This window comes from Variovorax sp. Varisp53 (genome assembly GCF_059491555.1).
Genome location: NZ_CP168512.1, coordinates 1,047,178 through 1,062,558, shown reverse-complemented (window position 1 = coordinate 1,062,558; position 15,381 = coordinate 1,047,178). Strand labels below are relative to the sequence as shown.

13 protein-coding genes and 1 pseudogene are annotated in these 15,381 nt (G+C 67.3%); 3 read left to right on the top strand and 11 right to left on the bottom strand.

Going from position 1 to position 15,381, the window contains the following annotated elements:
• Positions 1-7: 7 nt before the first annotated feature.
• The 4 genes from ACEOAB_RS04730 to ACEOAB_RS04715 form a co-directional block, all read right to left on the bottom strand.
• On the bottom strand, positions 8-844 hold the full coding sequence (locus tag ACEOAB_RS04730; RefSeq protein WP_056594802.1) for a carbohydrate ABC transporter permease: 837 nt from the start codon (positions 842-844) through the stop codon (positions 8-10).
• A 13-nt stretch (positions 845-857) separates the two neighbouring features.
• Positions 858-1,715 carry a carbohydrate ABC transporter permease gene (locus tag ACEOAB_RS04725; RefSeq protein WP_007834021.1) on the bottom strand — a complete coding sequence of 286 codons (858 nt, stop codon included), beginning with the start codon at positions 1,713-1,715 and terminating at the stop codon, positions 858-860.
• 149 nt (positions 1,716-1,864) lie between these two features.
• The gene (locus ACEOAB_RS04720; RefSeq protein ID WP_413751210.1) at positions 1,865-3,175 is read right to left on the bottom strand and encodes an ABC transporter substrate-binding protein; all 1,311 of its coding nucleotides are present in this window, start codon (positions 3,173-3,175) and stop codon (positions 1,865-1,867) included.
• Between the two features lie 179 nt (positions 3,176-3,354).
• The gene (locus tag ACEOAB_RS04715) at positions 3,355-4,281 is read right to left on the bottom strand and encodes a LysR family transcriptional regulator (RefSeq protein ID WP_495653506.1); all 927 of its coding nucleotides are present in this window, start codon (positions 4,279-4,281) and stop codon (positions 3,355-3,357) included.
• Positions 4,282-4,375: 94 nt separating this feature from the next.
• Here ACEOAB_RS04715 and ACEOAB_RS04710 point away from each other — a divergent pair, with 94 nt between their 5' ends.
• Together ACEOAB_RS04710 and ACEOAB_RS04705 are read left to right on the top strand one after the other, a co-directional pair.
• The gene (locus ACEOAB_RS04710; RefSeq protein WP_495653505.1) at positions 4,376-5,350 is read left to right on the top strand and encodes a Bug family tripartite tricarboxylate transporter substrate binding protein; all 975 of its coding nucleotides are present in this window, start codon (positions 4,376-4,378) and stop codon (positions 5,348-5,350) included.
• 46 nt (positions 5,351-5,396) lie between these two features.
• Entirely contained in the window at positions 5,397-6,449 is a 1,053-nt protein-coding gene (locus tag ACEOAB_RS04705) for a 4-hydroxythreonine-4-phosphate dehydrogenase PdxA (RefSeq protein WP_495653504.1), read from the top strand.
• 31 nt (positions 6,450-6,480) lie between these two features.
• Here the strand turns inward: ACEOAB_RS04705 and ACEOAB_RS04700 are convergent, their stop codons facing one another.
• From ACEOAB_RS04700 to tal, 3 genes are all read right to left on the bottom strand, one after another.
• Positions 6,481-6,813 carry a DUF805 domain-containing protein gene (locus ACEOAB_RS04700; protein ID WP_056594808.1) on the bottom strand — a complete coding sequence of 111 codons (333 nt, stop codon included), beginning with the start codon at positions 6,811-6,813 and terminating at the stop codon, positions 6,481-6,483.
• 143 nt (positions 6,814-6,956) lie between these two features.
• A complete protein-coding gene (pgi, locus tag ACEOAB_RS04695; RefSeq protein WP_495653503.1) occupies positions 6,957-8,510 on the bottom strand; it encodes a glucose-6-phosphate isomerase in 1,554 nt (517 codons plus the stop codon).
• 2 nt (positions 8,511-8,512) lie between these two features.
• Positions 8,513-9,469, bottom strand: a complete 957-nt coding sequence (gene tal / locus ACEOAB_RS04690) for a transaldolase (protein ID WP_413749847.1) — start codon at positions 9,467-9,469, stop codon at positions 8,513-8,515.
• 309 nt (positions 9,470-9,778) lie between these two features.
• Between tal and ACEOAB_RS04685 the strand changes: the two genes are divergently transcribed.
• Entirely contained in the window at positions 9,779-10,369 is a 591-nt protein-coding gene (locus tag ACEOAB_RS04685) for a lipocalin family protein (protein WP_495653502.1), read from the top strand.
• On the opposite strand, the gene ACEOAB_RS04680 is transcribed toward ACEOAB_RS04685, so the two are convergent.
• The 4 genes and pseudogenes from ACEOAB_RS04680 to ACEOAB_RS04665 form a co-directional block, all read right to left on the bottom strand.
• Entirely contained in the window at positions 10,315-10,977 is a 663-nt protein-coding gene (locus ACEOAB_RS04680; RefSeq protein WP_413749845.1) for an HAD family hydrolase, read from the bottom strand. The genes ACEOAB_RS04685 and ACEOAB_RS04680 overlap by 55 nt on opposite strands.
• Before the next feature lie 12 nt (positions 10,978-10,989).
• The gene (locus ACEOAB_RS04675) at positions 10,990-12,039 is read right to left on the bottom strand and encodes an ABC transporter ATP-binding protein (RefSeq protein WP_413749844.1); all 1,050 of its coding nucleotides are present in this window, start codon (positions 12,037-12,039) and stop codon (positions 10,990-10,992) included.
• Positions 12,036-14,298 (bottom strand): annotated as a pseudogene (locus ACEOAB_RS04670) (ABC transporter permease). The gene ACEOAB_RS04675 and the pseudogene ACEOAB_RS04670 overlap by 4 nt, the downstream one beginning before the upstream one ends.
• 12 nt (positions 14,299-14,310) lie before the next feature.
• Entirely contained in the window at positions 14,311-15,321 is a 1,011-nt protein-coding gene (locus ACEOAB_RS04665; protein WP_056594819.1) for an ABC transporter substrate-binding protein, read from the bottom strand.
• Positions 15,322-15,381: the final 60 nt, after the last annotated feature.

The following is a 15,381-nucleotide window of genomic DNA, read 5'->3' as shown; positions in this document are numbered from 1 at the left end:
CCTTTCTTTACTTGACGGCGCCGAAGGTCAGGCCTTGCACCAGTTGCTTCTGGCTGAACCAGCCGAACACGACGATGGGCGCAATGGCCATCAGCGAGGCCGCCGACAACTTGGCCCAGAACAGGCCTTCAGGGCTGGAGTACGAGGCGATCAGCGTGGCCAGCGTGCCGGCCTTGGCGGAGGTGAGGTTGAGCGCCCAGAAGGCCTCGTTCCAGCTCAGCACCAGGCACAGCAGGCCGGTCGATGCGAGGCCGCCCACCGACAGCGGCATCACGACGTGGCGGAACTCGGTCCACAGGCTCGCGCCGTCCATGCGCGCGGCTTCGAGGATCTCGTTCGGAATGTCCTTGTAGGCGCTGTAGAGCATCCACACCATGATCGGCAGGTTCGACAGCGTGAACACGATGGTCAGCGCGGTGAGCGAGTCCAGCATGCCGGCGGTCTGCGCGATCACGTAGATCGGTACCAGCGCGCCCACGGCCGGCATCATCTTGGTGGAGAGCATCCACATCAGGATGTCGCGCGTCTTCTTCGTGCGGAAGAAGGCCATCGAGTACGCGGCCGGCGCCGCGATCAGCAGGCCGAGGATGGTCGAGCCCAGGCTGGTGATGAGCGAATTGCGCGCATACAGCAGGTAGTCGCTGCGGCGCTGCACCTCGCCGAAGTTGTCGAGCGTGGGCTCAAAGACGAAGAGCGGCGGCACGTGAATGGCCTGCAGCTCCGTCTTGAAGGCCGTGAGGAACAGCCAGCCGAGCGGGAAGAACAGCAGCAGCGCGACGGCCCACGCACCCACGGTGCGCAGCAGTTGCGGCAGGAAGTTGCTGGGAGCTTGTTGTTGTTGCATGGCGTGCCGCTCCTCAGTCCAGGTTCTTGCCGATGATGCGGATCAGGAACACGGCCACGATGTTGGCCAGCACCACCGCGAACAGCGCGCCCGCCGAGGCCACGCCCACGTCGAAGTTCATGAGCGACTGCTTGAAGATCATGTAGGTCATGTTCGTGCTCTCGTTGCCCGGGCCGCCGTTGGTGGTGATGGCGATCTCGGCGAACACGCTGAGCAGGAAGATCATCTCGATCATGATCACCACCGCCATCGGGCGGCCGAGGTGCGGAATGGTGAGATAGAAGAAGCGCTGCACCGCGCTCGCGCCGTCCATGCGCGCGGCCTCCATCTGCTCGCGGTCCAGCGACTGCAGCGAGGTGATGAAGATCAGGCAGGCGAACGGCAGCCACTGCCAGGCCACCATGATGATCACCGACAACAGCGGCACGTCGGTGAGCCAGTCGACCGGCTGGGCGCCGAAGGCGCGCCACACGTCGGCCAGCACGCCGTAGATGGGGTTCATCATCATGTGCTTCCACAGCAGCGCATTGACCGCGGGCATGACGAAGAACGGCGAGATCAGCAGCACCCGCACGATGCCGCGCCCCGGGAAGGGCTCGTTCACCAGCAGCGCGAGCAGCACGCCCAGCACCACCGTGATGACGATCACGCTGCCGATCAGCAGCAGCGTGTTCCACGTGGCCGGCCAGAAGTCGGGGTCGGTGACGAAGTAGTGAAAGTTCTCGATGCCCGCGAAGGTGTGCTCGCCCGGCTGCATGAGGTTGTAGTTCACCAGCGAGAAGTACAGCGTCATCACGAGCGGCACGATCATCCAGGCGAAGAGCGTGAGCACGGCGGGCGCCATGAGGGCGCGGGGCAGGAGTCGTTTCATGAGGTATCCCTTCTTGTGGTCCCTGGCTCCTTCCCCCGCTGGGGGAAGGTGGGGATGGGGGCTGCCCGATCAGGCGCGGCGAAGATTGATGCGCCGCGTGCCCCCACCCCGGCCCTCCCCCAGCGGGGGAGGGAGAAAGAAAGCCCGGGTTACTTGTAGTACCCAGCCTTCTTCATCTCCCGCTCGGCCGCCGTCTGCGAGGTCTTCAGCGCCTGGTCCACCGTGACCTTGCCCGACAGCGCCGCGCTCATCTGCTGGCCCACCGCCACGCCGATGGCCTGGAACTCGGGAATGGCCGCGTACTGCACACCGACGTACGGCGACTTGGGCAGCGTGCTGTCGGTGAGGTTCGCGCTGTCGATGGCCTTCTTCTCCGCTTCGGCGAACTTGGCCACCTTCTGGAACTCGGGGTTCGCATAGGTCGACTTGCGCGTGCCGGTCGGCACCGAGGCCCAGCCGGTTTCCTTGGCCACGAGGTTGACGTAGTCCTTGGAGGTCGCCCACTTGATGAACTTCTGCGCCGCCTCGTCCTTGGTCGAGCTGGCCGGAATGGCGAGGTTCCACGACCACAGCCAGTTGGCACCCTTCGGCGTGGTGGCGGTCGGCGCCTGCGCGAAGGCCACCTTGTCGGCCACCTTCGACTGCTTCGGGTCGCTGATGAACGAGGCGGCGATGGTCGCGTCGACCCACGCGGCGCATTTGCCTTCGTTGAACAGCGCGAGGTTCTCGTTGAAGCTGTTGGCCGAGGCGCCCGGGGGGCCGTCCTTCTTCATCATGTCGACGTAGAAGGTGATGGCGTCCTTCCAGGGCTTGGTGTCGATCTGCGGCTTCCATTGCATGTCGAACCACTGACCGCCGTTGGTGTTCACCAGCGTGGTCAGGAAGGCCATGTTGTCGCCCCAGCCGGGTTTGCCGCGCAGGCACATGCCGTACACGCCGGCCTTCGGGTCGTTGACCTTGTCGGCGAACTCCTTCACCTGCGCCCAGGTCGGTTGCTCGGGGAACTTGATGCCCGCCTTGTCGGCCAGGTCCTTGCGGTACATGAGCATCGAGCTCTCGCCGTAGAAGGGCGCGGCGTACAGCTTGCCGTCGTTCGACAGGCCGTTGCGGATGGCGGGCAGCAGGTCGTCCACGTCATAGGCCGCGTCGGTGGCGATGGGCTTGAGCCAGCCCTTCTTCGACCAGATCGGGGTCTCGTACAGGCCGATGGTCATCACGTCGAACTGGCCGCCCTTGGTGGCGATGTCGGTGGTCACGCGCTGGCGCAGCGTGCCTTCTTCCAGCGTGACCCACTTGAGCTTGATGTCGGGGTTGGCTTTTTCGAAGAAGGGGGTGAGCTTCTGCATCTCGATCATGTGGCCGTTGTTCACGGTCGCGATCACGAGTTCGGTGGCGGCCTGGGACAGCGCGCCCGTGCCGATGAGTGCGAGGACGAGGCCCGCTTTCAGAAAACGCTTCATGTTGTCTCCTAGAGGTGAGCGACGCCCTCTTGTCTGTCGGGTCGCCGTGGTCGGATTCTGGAGAAACGCGCTTGCGGTTTTGGTACTTCGGCAGTTGATACCAGTACTCTCATGCACCAGTCGGCTAGTGAATTCCCTAGTTAACGCAAGACAGCATGTAAATCGGCAACCCAAAGGCTTCAGCCGCCGCCCAGCAACTGGCGCCGGAACTGGGCGGCGGCCGGCGAAAGCGCGCGGTCCTCGCGGGTGATGAGGCAAATCGGCGGCACGCGCACCGGCAGCTCCACCGGCACGGTGCGAAGCACGCCCAGCCGGGCGTAGTGGCTGGCCTGCGAGGCAGGCATCACCGCCGCCATGTCTGAGCTTTCCAGCAAGGCGGTGATGGCAATGGGCGATGCCGTTTCGATGATGTCGAGCCGGGCCTGGATGCCCGCCTCGCGCATCGCCGCCTCGAAGCGCCCGCGCTGCGGCGAGCCCGGCGGCTGCAGCACCCAGGACCAGTTCGCCATCTCGGCCAGCGTGACCGTGGGGCGCTCGAACACCGGGTGCGCGATGCGCACCACCACCTGCGACTCGCCCAGCAGCGGCACGCTCGCGTACTTCGCCTCGTCGTGGCGGTCGGTGAGCCGGCCCAGCACGAGGTCGACATCGCCCTGCTCCAGCTGCGCCTGGATCACGTCGCTGGTCTCGACCACCACCGACACGGCCACCTGCGGATGGCGGCGGTGGTACTCCACCAGCGCCGGCGCCAGCAGCTCGGGCACGGCGCCCGGTACGCTGCCCACGCGCAAGGCGCCGCTCAGGCCCGAGCGCAGCGCCAGCATCTCCTCGCGCGCAGTGCCGAAGTCGCTGAGCACGCGGCGGGCATAGCGGATCAGGATCTCGCCGTAAGGCGTGGGCTCCATGCCGCGCGCCAGCCGCTCGAAGAGCTTTTCGCCGAGCGAGTCTTCGAGCTGCTGCAGCAGCTTGGTGGCCGCGGGCTGGCTGATGTTCATGGCCTCGGCCGCGCGGCCGAGATGGCGGTGGGCATCGAGCCGGGCCAGCAGCAGCAACTGGCGCGGCCGCACGTGGAGCATCAGCGAGGCATCGGTCGAACCGGAGTTCATGCACAAAAGTATATGAAGCTTCGGGCTTTTTCGATTGGATCGGGATGGCGAAGCTCCGTACGCTCGGTCCCCACAACAAGCAGGAGACGACCCGATGAAGCTTTCCTCCCTGGCCCGCGCGGCAGGCCTGGCCGCCGCGCTGCTGGTCGCGGCGTCGGCCGGCGCCCAGTCCGCCTACCCCGACAAGCCCCTGCGCATCATGGTGGGCGCCTCGCCCGGCGGCGGCACCGACATCCTCGCGCGCGTGCTGGCCGACAAGCTGTCGCCAGCGCTCAAGCAGCCCGTGGTGGTCGAGAACCGGCCCGGCGCTTCCAACACCATCGCCGGCGAACTCACGGCCCGCGCGCCGGCCGATGGCGCCACGCTGCTGCTGGCCACCAACACGGCGCAGGCAGTGGCGCCGCACATCCTCAAGCTCAAGTACGACCCGCTGAAAGACCTGCAGCCCGTGGGCCTGGTGGCCGTGATGCCCAACGTGCTGGTGGTGTCCGCGAACTCGCCGTACAGGTCGGTGAGAGACCTGGTGACGGCGATGGCGGCGAAACCCGGCGGCTTCAAGTACGCGTCGTCCGGCATCGGCAGCACTCAGCACGTCGGCGGCGAGGCCTTCAACCTGGCCACCGGCATGAAGTCGATCCACGTGCCCTACAAGGGCAGCTCGCAGGCGCATGTCGACATCATCTCGGGCGAGGTCGACATGATGTTCGACAGCACCTCCTCGGCCATGGGCCAGATCAGGGCCGGCAAGTTCCGCGCGCTGGCCGTGAGCGCGCCGCAGCGCTCGCCCGAGCTGCCCGACGTGCCCACGCTGGCCGAGCAGGGCATCAAGGGCGCCGACGTGTCCACCTGGTACGGCCTCTACGTGACGGCCGGCACACCCCGCCCCGCGGTCGAGCGGCTGAGCGCCGAACTCGTGCGCACGCTGAAGTTGGCCGATGTGCAGAGCCGCATCAAGGCGCTGGGCGGCGAGCCCGGAACACTGACCGGCGAGCCCTTCGCGGCGATGAACAGGCAGGAGTTCGACCACTACGGCCAGCTCGTGCGCGACGCCAACATCAAGGCCGAGTGAGCCGGCCCTTGTTACCCTTTTCCTTCAACCGCATCCAACCGACACCATGCCCACCCCACCCAAGACGCCGAGCGTGATCTCCGCCAAACCCCGCATCGCCGTGCTGCTCGGCGACCCCGGCGGCGTCGGCCCCGAAATGGCCGTGAAGCTGCTGGCGCGCCAGCGCAACCTGGACGCCGCGCGCGTGCTGCTGATCGCCGATCCGGTGGTGCTGGCCGCCGGCGAGCGGGTGGCAGGCCTGAAGCTGGCCCCGCTGCAGGTCGAGAGCCTCGACGAACTGCATTTCGAGGACGGCCGGCCCAGCCTGCTCGCGCGCGACTGGATGGAGGGACAGGAGCCGGTGCCCGGCGAGTCGAACGAACAGTCCGGCCGGGCTTCGTTCGAGGCGCTGGAACTGGCCACGCTGGCGGTGCGCCGCGGGCAGGCCGAGGGAATTCTCTTCGCGCCGCTCAACAAGCATTCGCTGCGCCTGGGCGGCCTCGTGCACGAGGACGAGCTGCGCTACATGCAGGAGCGCTTCGCGGTGACGGGCTTCGTCTGCGAGTTCAACCTCACCGGTTCGCTGTGGACCTCGCGCGTGACCTCGCACATTCCGCTGAAGGACGTGGCGAGCCACATCACGGTGCAGGGCGTGAGGGACGCGGTGAAGATCATCGCCGCCGCGCTGCGCCGCGCGGGCGTGGCGCATCCGCGCATCGCGGTGACGGGGCTCAACCCGCACGCGGGCGACGGCGGCTCCATCGGCATGGAGGAAATCGAGATCATCGCGCCCGCCGTCGAGCGGCTGCGCGCCGAGGGCTTCGACGCACGCGGCCCGTTCTCGCCGGACACGGTGTTCATCGGCGCGCGCCGCGGCGACGTGGATGCGGTGGTGTCGATGTACCACGACCAGGGCCAGATCGCGATGAAGCTCATGGGCTTCGAGCAGGGCGTGACGCTGCATGGCGGCCTGCCGGTGCCGGTGGCCACGTCGGCCAGCGGCAGTGCATTCGACATCGCCGGCCGGGGCATCGCGAACATCGAGGGGCTGCAGCTGGCCTTCGACCTGTGCGTGCGCATGGCGAGCGGCCAGGAAAAAGGGCCGCTTTCGCGGCCCTGACGATGCGGCGCTGCATGCGCCGTTGCAAGGCTCAGGCGCTCGCCGGCTCGCCGTGCGGGTTGGCCTCGGGCTGGGAGGGCTGCACGTAGAAATAGATCAGCACGAGGTTGACGATCGGGATGAGCATCAACAACTGGAGCCAGCCGCTCTTGCCGATGTCGTGCAGGCGGCGCGCGCCCACGGCCAGCGCGGGCAGCAGGAAACCCAGCGCCGCAATGACATACACGAACTGATGAATGAGGCTCGCGACGATGAGCACGATGACCTCGGCCAGCACAAACCACCAATATTCCGAGCGCGATGCGCGCCCGTTGAAATCGGCGTATTTGCTGAAACAAGTCTTGACCGCTGTTTGAAAATCCATTGATCGACTCCTCTTGATGGGTCCCAGGGAAATTTCCCCGGACCGATCATATCGATGCATCTTCCAACGGCAAACTCGGCCATTCGTACGCAAACAAACGGCTTATTTCAAGAAGCCGCCCAACGAATCCGGGTCCGGATTCTTCAGTTTCCCAGCCGCTTCAACAGCCCCGCCGTCGAGGCATCGAGCCCCGCGACGTCGCCCGAGGCCAGGCGCGGTTCGATGTCGCGCGCGAGCACCTTGCCCAGCTCCACGCCCCACTGGTCGAAGCTGTTGATGCCCCACAGCGCGCCGCTGGTGAACACGCGGTGTTCGTACATCGCGAGGAAGGCGCCCAGCGATTCGGGCGTGAGCTTCTCGAACACGAAGAAGGTGCTTGGACGGTTGCCCGGGAAGTTCTTGTGGCCGCCCTGGTCGAGCTTGCCGACCATCAGCGCCTGCGCCTGCGCGAGCGCGTTGGCCAGCAGCTTGGGGTGGTGGCCTTCGAGGTCGTGCGCCGCGTCGCGCACCGCCACGAACTCGAGCGGGATCACGTCCGTGCCCTGGTGCAGCATCTGGAAGTAGGCATGCTGGCCGTTGGTGCCCGGCTCGCCCCACAGCACCGGCGAGGTGCCGAAGGCCACGGGCTTGCCGCTGGCATCGACCTGCTTGCCGTTGCTTTCCATCTCGAGCTGCTGCAGGTAGGCCGGCACGCGCTTGAGCGCGCTGTGGTACGGCGCGATGCTGCGGCTCGTGAACTTGTGGAAGTTGCGATACCAGACGTCGAGGAGGCCCAGCCGCACCGGCAGGTTGTGCTCCAGCGGCGCGGTGCGGAAGTGCTCGTCCATCGCGTGCGCGCCCGCCAGCAGGCGGCGGAAACCGTCGGCGCCGATGGCCAGTGCGATCGGCAGGCCGATGGCCGACCACAGCGAATAGCGCCCGCCCACCCAGTCCCAGAAGCCGAAGGTGGTGTCGATGCCGAACTTCTTCGCCGCTTCCACGTTGGTGGTGAGCGCCGCGAAGTGGCCCGCGATGTCGGTGCCGCCCGACTGCTCGTACCAGCGCCTGGCCGACTGCGCGTTGGTCATCGTCTCGGCCGTGGTGAAGGTCTTCGAGGCAATGAGGAACAACGTGTGCTCGGGCGCAAGGCCCTGCAGCACGCCGGCCAGCTCGTGGCCGTCGACGTTCGAGACGAAGTGGAATCGCTTGCCCGGCGCGGCGAACTCGGCCAGCGCCAGCACCGCCATCTGCGGGCCGAGATCGGAGCCGCCGATGCCGATGTTGACCACGTCCGTGATCGTGTGGTCGCCGCGCACCTTCTCTGCATAGGCCAGCATCGCGTCGAGCGTGGCGTGCACCTCACGCAGCTCGTTCGCGGTCTTCGGCCCGGTCGGCGCATCGGCCGGCGCGCGCAGCAGCGTGTGCAGCACGGCACGGTCTTCGGTGTTGTTGATGTGCTCGCCCGCGAACATGGCGTCACGGTGCGCCTCGAGGCCGCATTCGCGGGCCAGCGCGAGCAGCAGCTCCTCGGTGCGTGCGTCGATCAGGTTCTTCGACAGGTCGGCGAAGACATACGGCGCCTCCTGGCTGAAACGCGCAAAGCGGTTCGCGTCGTCCACGAAGGCGTGGCGCACGTCGAACTGGCGGCCCGCCGTTTCGAAGCTGGACTGAAGTTGCGCCCAGGCCGGCGCATGGTCGCAGCGAAGGGTCATGGCCATGTTTACTTGCCGCTTTCCTGCATGAGTTTTTCGAGCTTCACCGCATCGGCTGCGAAGGCGCGGATGCCTTCCGCGAGTTTCTCGGTGGCCATGGCGTCTTCATTCAGCGCAAAGCGGAAACCCGCCTCGTCGTAGCTGACCTTGGCGATGTCGCCCCCGGACGCGGCCTTGGCGTCGAGCGCGTGCTGCAGCGGTTCGTTGCTGGCGGCCAGCTCGGCCAACAGCTCGGGGCTGATGGTCAGCAGGTCGCAACCAGCCAGCGCCTGGATCTGCCCCACGTTGCGGAAGCTCGCGCCCATCACCTCGGTCTTGATGCCGTGCTGCTTGTAATAGTTGAAGATTTCCCGCACCGACTTGACGCCCGGGTCGTTGGCGCCGGCACTGGCCGCTTCGTCCCACTTGGCGCCGGCCGACTTCTTGTACCAGTCGTAGATGCGGCCCACGAAGGGCGAGATGAGCTGCACGCCGGCCGCGCCGCAAGCCACGGCCTGCGCGAACGAGAACAGCAGCGTGAGGTTGGTGCGGATGCCCTTCTTCTCGAGTTCGCGCGCCGCCTCGATGCCTTCCCAGGTGGAGGCCACCTTGATCAGCAGGCGCTTTTCGGTGTCGATGCCTTCGGCCTTGTAGAGCGCCACGATGCGCTCGCCGCGCGCGACGGTCGCGGCCGTGTCGAAGGACAGGCGAGCGTCGACCTCGGTCGACACGCGGCCCGGGATGATCGAGAGGATCTCGCCGCCGAAGCGCACCAGCAGGCGATCGATGACCTCATCGAGCGGCTTGCCGGCGTGCTTCTTCACGGTTTCATCGAGCAGCGGCCGGTACTCGGGCTTCTGCACGGCCTTGAGGATGAGCGACGGATTGGTGGTCGCGTCCTGCGGCCTGGAAACGCTGAGTTGCTTGAAGTCACCGGTGTCGGCGACGACGGTGGTCCACTGGCGGAGGGCATCGAGTTGGTTCATGAAATGATTATCCAGTGCGGGTTGTGACAAGTCCTGCACGCAGTTGCGCGTGGGCCGATGTTTTCATGCGCACCGTAGCACGGCTTTTCCGGCGCTCTATCAGCCTGTTGCGTACAGGGTTGTCAGCCGCCCTGCCCTACACCGGCTGTGGTCCGCGGCTGACGGCATCGGCCGCCCGCCCGGGGCTACGCTGCGCTCCACGCCGAAATTTTCAGCCAGGAGCCCCCCATGTCCCATCGCCAACGCGGCCCCGCGCCTCCCGACGGCCTGCCCTTCGACTAGCGCCGCACCAGCGGGGCTATCGGCACCATGGCCACCGCTTTCGTCATGGGCGGCGCCGCGGCCTGGCTGGCCCTCCAAGCCTCGCGCACCGCGCGTGTGCAACCGGCCGGCCCAGCCGACGGCGCACCGCTGATGCGCGCCCCGCTGCAGGTGGTGGCACCGGTCGACCTGCGGCGCTATGCCGGCATCTGGCACGAGCAGGCGCGCCTGCCGAACCGCTTCCAGAAAGCCTGCGCTGGCCCCGTGACCGCCGAGTACACACTCCAGCCCGACGGCACCGTGCAGGTCGTGAACCGCTGCGCGCGCGCGGACGGCAATTTCGACCAGGCGACCGGCACCGCGCGCGTGGTGCCCGTGGCAGGCCAGCCCGGCGCGGGCCGACTCCAAGTGCGCTTTGCGCCCGCCTGGCTCGGCTGGCTGCCCATGGTCTGGGGCGACTACTGGATCCTGAAGCTCGACCGCAACTACGAGGTGTCGCTCGTCGGCACGCCCGACCGCGAGTACCTCTGGGTGCTGTCGCGCGCGCCGCGCCTGGACGACGCGGTTCTGAAGGCGGAGCTGGACTACGCCGGCAGCCTGGGGTTCGACACCGACAAGGTGGTGCTGACGGGCAGGTAGCGCTGCAGCTGCGACGGCAGCATGGCCGGCGCGGTGCAGTGGATGGCCTGCCAGCCGAAGGCGCGCGCGGCCTCTACGTTGGCGGCGGAGTCGTCGATGAACACGGTCTGTTCCGGATCGAGTGCGTAGCGCATCGCCAGCACCTCGTAGATCTCGCGCTCGGGCTTGAGGAACTTCACGTCGCCCGAGAACACGCCGCCGTCGAAGCGCTGCATGAACGCATGCCGGCGCTCGATGGCGCGGGCGTACGACGCAGGCATGTTCGACAGGTAGTACAGGCGCAGCGGCTGGCCGGCCTCACGGTGCGCGACCAGCTGTTCGAGCATGTCGACCGTGACGCCGATCGGCTCCAGCCGCTCGCCCAGTCCTTCGAGCATGGTGCGAAGCGGCTCGGCCGGCAGCGAGAGCCGGGCCGACATGCGGGCGATGGCATCGTCCAGCGTGCGGGTGCCGCAGTCGAAACCCGTCCAGTCGTCGTGATGGAATAGTGCCCGGCCGAGTGCCGCGGCGGCCGTCTCAGTGGGTGCGTGCTGCGCGAGATGGGCCTGTACCAGCCGGGTGGGCTCCCATGCGAACAGCACGGCGCCCAGGTCGAAAACCACGTTCATGGCGCCATTGTTTCATGCACCGGGCACCACGCTCACGCCGTGGGCTCCCAGCGACAGCGTGGCCTGCGCGCCCGCCGCCAGCGGACGGGACAGGTCGCTCGACACCACGAAGACCGGCCCCAGGGTGGTGTCGAAGCCGTATTCGTAGAAGCTGCCGAGGTACGCCGCCTTGCGCAGCGTGGCCGGCAGGCCGTTGCCCGCGTCCGCGGCGCCGATCTGCCAGGCTTCGGGACGCACCGCGACCTTCACCGTGCCGGGTGCCACCGCATGGCGCGGCTGCAGGCGCAGCGGGCCGAGCGCCACGCTGCCGTCGGCGTGCGCCGTGGCGGGAAACACCATCGCCTCGCCCATGAACCCGGCGACGAACTCGCTCTCGGGCCGCCCGTAGAGCTGCTCGGGCGTGCCGCGCTGGGCGATCACGCCGTGGTCCATCACGATGATCTGGTCGCTGACGGCCAGCGCCTCGCTCTGGTCGTGCGTGACGTAGGCCACGGTCAGCTTCAAGCGCTGCTGCAGCGCGCGGATTTCCTCGCGCATCTCGCGGCGCAGGCGGGCGTCGAGGTTGGAGAGCGGCTCGTCGAAAAGCAGCACCGCCGGCTCCAGCACCAGCGCGCGCGCCAGCGCCACGCGCTGCTGCTGGCCGCCCGAGAGTTCGCTGGGCAGGCGCTCGTCGAAGCCGACCAGGCCCACGCCGCGCAACGCCTCGCGTGCCCGTGCGGTGGCCTCGTCCTTCTTCACGCCGCTCATCCGAAGGCCGTAACCCACGTTCTCGATCACGTTCATGTGCGGGAACAACGCGTAGCTCTGGAACATCATGCTCACGTTGCGCTCGGCCGGTCCCAGCGTGGTGACGTCGCGCCCGCCCATGAAGATCGAACCCGAGGTTGGCGATTCGAGCCCCGCGATCATGCGCAGCGTGGTCGTCTTGCCGCAGCCCGAGGGGCCAAGGATGGTGGTGAGCGTGCCGACCGGCACCTCGAAGCTGATGCCCTTGACGGCCAGCGGCGCGTTCTTGTCCGCGCCGTAGCGCTTGGTGACGTTGCGGAGTTCGATGCCGTTCATGCCAGGCCTTCCATTTTGTGATGTCCCTGATGCTGCGGCGTGGCCCCTCGCCGTCCCAGCTTGCGCTCTCCCACCACAAACTGCACCAGCGCAATCGCCAGCGACATCAGGATCATCAGCACCGTGCAGTACGCCAGCGCGATGCCGTAGTCGCCGTTGCCGACGCGGCCAATGATGTAGGTGGTGGCCAGCTCGTTCTCGGCCGTGACCAGGAAGATCACCGCGCTCACCGTCGTCATCGCGCGCACGAAGCTGTAGACCAGCGCGGCCAACAGCGCCGGCTTCAGCAACGGCAGCACCACCTTGAAGAGCGTCTGCGAGGTCGAGGCGCGCAGCATCAGCGAGGCTTCGTCGAGCGAGCGGTCGAGCTGCTTGAAGGCCGCCGTGCCCGCCCGCACACCCACTGGCAAATTGCGAAACATGAAGCACAGCACGATGATGAGCCCCGTGCCCGTGAGCTCGAATGGCGGCACGTTGAAGGCCAGGATGTAGCTCACGCCCAGCACCGTCCCCGGAATGGCGAAGGCCAGCAGCGCGCCGAACTCGAACAGCCCCTGTCCCCTGAACTCGTTGCGCGCCAGCAGCCACGCGATCAGCAAGCCGAGCGCTGCAGTGATCGGCGCCGAGATGCCCGCGAGCTTGAGCGTGGTGATCAGCGAGTTCCACGCCGTACCCGCCCACACCAGCCCGAACTGTCCCCATTCGAGCGAGAACGCATTCCTGAAGTGGTTCAGCGTGAAGCTGTAGTCGCGCCCCCAGGTCTGCACGAAGCCGCCCGCGAAGGCGAACAGGTAGACCACCGCAGTGAACGCGATCCACGGCAGCGCGATGCACTGGATGGTGCGGCGCACGCCGTCGGGCAGTGCCATCGCGATGCCGGCGTCGCCCTTGCCGCTCACGGTGGTGTAGTTCTGCTTGCCGAGCACGCCGCGCTGCAGCGCGAACACGCCGAGCGCGAAGATCGTCAGCACCCAGGCCAGCGACGCGGCACGTCCCTGGTCGTATTGCGCGCCGACGATGGCGAAGAAGATGTCGGTCGACAGCACCGAGAACTGCCCGCCCACCACCACAGGGTTGCCGAAGTCGGCGATGCTCTCGATGAAGCCGACAAGGAAGGCATTGGCCAGCCCCGGCTTGAGCAGCGGCAGCGTGATGGTGAAGAAGGTGCGGCGCCGGTCGGCGCGCAGCATCTGCGCGGCTTCTTCCAGGCTGGGCGCGATGCCCTGCACCACGCCGCGCATGATCATGAAGGCGATGGGCGTGAACGCGAACAGCTGCGCCACCAGCACGCCCGGCATGCCGTAGAACCAGCGCGTGGGCTCGATGCCGAACACGTTCTCCAGCACCTGGTTGACGATGCCCGCGCGGCCGAACAGCAGGATCAGGCCGAGGCCCACCACGAACGGCGGCGTGATGATCGGCAGCAGCGCCAGCACCCGCAGCGCGCCCTGCCCGCGCTTGCTGCCGCGCTCGGCCATCAGCGCCATCAGCGTGCCGAGGAAGGTCGTGCCTGCCGCGGTGAGCAGGGCCAGCACCAGCGTGTTCCACGCCACGCCGCAGCGCACGCCGCCGGAAAAGCACCCCAGCCCCCAGATGCGTTCGGTGAACACGCGCGCAACAAACGCGGCGATCGACCACTGCCCGTCTTCGTTGAAAAACGCGCCCGACAGCGCCTTGCTCACCGGGTAGGCGATGAACAGCGCCATCAGCACGCCGCAGCCGATGACCGCGGCCGCCACGAACAGGTCACCCTTGAAAAGGCCGAGCCGCGCGATGCCGAAGGCCGCCAGCAGCACGAGCGCAGTGAGCGCCACGAAGCCGCCCGCGCCGATGCCGAACTGGTTGGCGGCCAGTTCGCCGAACTGCGTGTTGAGCGCCGCGAAGCTCCAGCCCCGCGCGCCGATCGCGAAGCCTGTCACGGCCAGTCCGATGGCGCCTGATCGCGCCACCCGCGAGCAGCCAGCGTCCCTGGCTGCGGCCGGCAGGCAGCCACACACCTAACGCGCACATCAGCAGCCCCGCAAGGCCGATGAAGAGCCAGCTGCGGCCCTGCGTCGCCGCCTGCATCAGGCCGTTGGCACCCTCCGCCTGGCCGAACACCTGCGGAACGGCTTCGTACCAGGTCGCGTCCTGAATCGCATACCAGGGCAGCAGCAGGTACGCGGCAAGGCCCAGCGCGACCCATGCCCAGATCCAGCGCTGCGAGCGCCGGGCCGCGGCCAGGGACGCCGAATTGACCGGCGCGCCGGTGTCGATCAAATGCGCGGCCACTCAGCGCGGCAGCGAATTGACGTCTTTTTCCCAGCGCGCGATCAGGCGCCGGCGCTCGGTGCTCGCGCCGTACTTGGCGTAGTCGTAGTTGATGAACTTGATCTTCTTGAAGTCCGGGATGCGTGGGTCGAGCTTGGCGTTCACGTTGCTCGGCAGCTGGAACTGCTTGTTGGCGGCGCCGAGCTCCTGCGCGGCGGGCGTCAGCGCCCATTCGTAGAACTTCTTGGCCGCCTCGAGGTTGCGCGCGCCCTTGACGATGCTCATGGAGCCGATCTCGGCGCCGGTGCCGTCGCTCGGCGTGATGGTCTCGACCGGGAAGCCCTGCATCTTCTCGCCGGGGCCGTCATGCACGAAGCTGATGGAAATCGCGGTTTCGCCGCGCGCCACCGCCTTGATCGGGCCGGTGCCCGAGCGGGTGTACTGGCCGACATTCTTGTGCAGCGCCTTCAGGTAGTCGAAGGCCTTGTCCTCGCCCATCAGCTGCACCAGCGTGGCGATCATGGTGTAGGCCGTGCCGCTGGAGGCCGGGTTGGCCACCTGGATGTCGCCCTTGTACTCGGGCTTGAGCAGGTCGGCCCAGGTCTTGGGCACGGGCAGCTTCTTCTTGGCCAGCAGCTCGGGGTTGTAGCCGAAGCCCAACGGGCCCGAGTAGATGCCCACGGTCTTGTAGCCCGACTGCCTGGCCTGCTGCTGCGCCCAGGGATGCAGCTGCGCCAGCGTCGGCGACTTGTATTCGAGCGTGAGGCCCTGCTCGGCCGCCTGCAGGTGCGGGTCGCCGGTGCCGCCGAACCAGACGTCGGTCTTGGGGTTGTCCTTCTCCGCGATCAGCTGGGCCAGCGCCTCGCCGGAGCCCTTGAGCGCCATGTTGATGCGCACGCCGGTGGTGCGCGCGTAGACGGTGGAGATCACGCTGCACCACTCGGCCTGGACCGAACAGATCACGTTGACGGTCTGCGCCGACGCGGCGGCCGACAAACCGAGCAGTGCGGCTGCGGTAAAAAGCTTCTTCATCTGAATTTTCTCCGCCTCATGCATAAAAAAAGGCCTTGCGGCCACAGGTCAGCGTAGCTT

Excerpts from the sequence above, each read along its gene's own strand:
- ACEOAB_RS04730 (WP_056594802.1), bottom strand. The coding sequence starts at position 844 with ATGCAACAACAACAAGCTCCCAGCAACTTCCTGCCGCAACTGCTGCGC.
- ACEOAB_RS04725 (WP_007834021.1), bottom strand. The coding sequence starts at position 1,715 with ATGAAACGACTCCTGCCCCGCGCCCTCATGGCGCCCGCCGTGCTCACG.
- ACEOAB_RS04720 (WP_413751210.1), bottom strand. The coding sequence starts at position 3,175 with ATGAAGCGTTTTCTGAAAGCGGGCCTCGTCCTCGCACTCATCGGCACG.
- ACEOAB_RS04715 (WP_495653506.1), bottom strand. The coding sequence starts at position 4,281 with ATGAACTCCGGTTCGACCGATGCCTCGCTGATGCTCCACGTGCGGCCG.
- ACEOAB_RS04710 (WP_495653505.1), top strand. The coding sequence starts at position 4,376 with ATGAAGCTTTCCTCCCTGGCCCGCGCGGCAGGCCTGGCCGCCGCGCTG.
- ACEOAB_RS04705 (WP_495653504.1), top strand. The coding sequence starts at position 5,397 with ATGCCCACCCCACCCAAGACGCCGAGCGTGATCTCCGCCAAACCCCGC.
- ACEOAB_RS04700 (WP_056594808.1), bottom strand. The coding sequence starts at position 6,813 with ATGGATTTTCAAACAGCGGTCAAGACTTGTTTCAGCAAATACGCCGAT.
- pgi (WP_495653503.1), bottom strand. The coding sequence starts at position 8,510 with ATGGCCATGACCCTTCGCTGCGACCATGCGCCGGCCTGGGCGCAACTT.
- tal (WP_413749847.1), bottom strand. The coding sequence starts at position 9,469 with ATGAACCAACTCGATGCCCTCCGCCAGTGGACCACCGTCGTCGCCGAC.
- ACEOAB_RS04685 (WP_495653502.1), top strand. The coding sequence starts at position 9,779 with ATGGCCACCGCTTTCGTCATGGGCGGCGCCGCGGCCTGGCTGGCCCTC.
- ACEOAB_RS04680 (WP_413749845.1), bottom strand. The coding sequence starts at position 10,977 with ATGAACGTGGTTTTCGACCTGGGCGCCGTGCTGTTCGCATGGGAGCCC.
- ACEOAB_RS04675 (WP_413749844.1), bottom strand. The coding sequence starts at position 12,039 with ATGAACGGCATCGAACTCCGCAACGTCACCAAGCGCTACGGCGCGGAC.
- ACEOAB_RS04665 (WP_056594819.1), bottom strand. The coding sequence starts at position 15,321 with ATGAAGAAGCTTTTTACCGCAGCCGCACTGCTCGGTTTGTCGGCCGCC.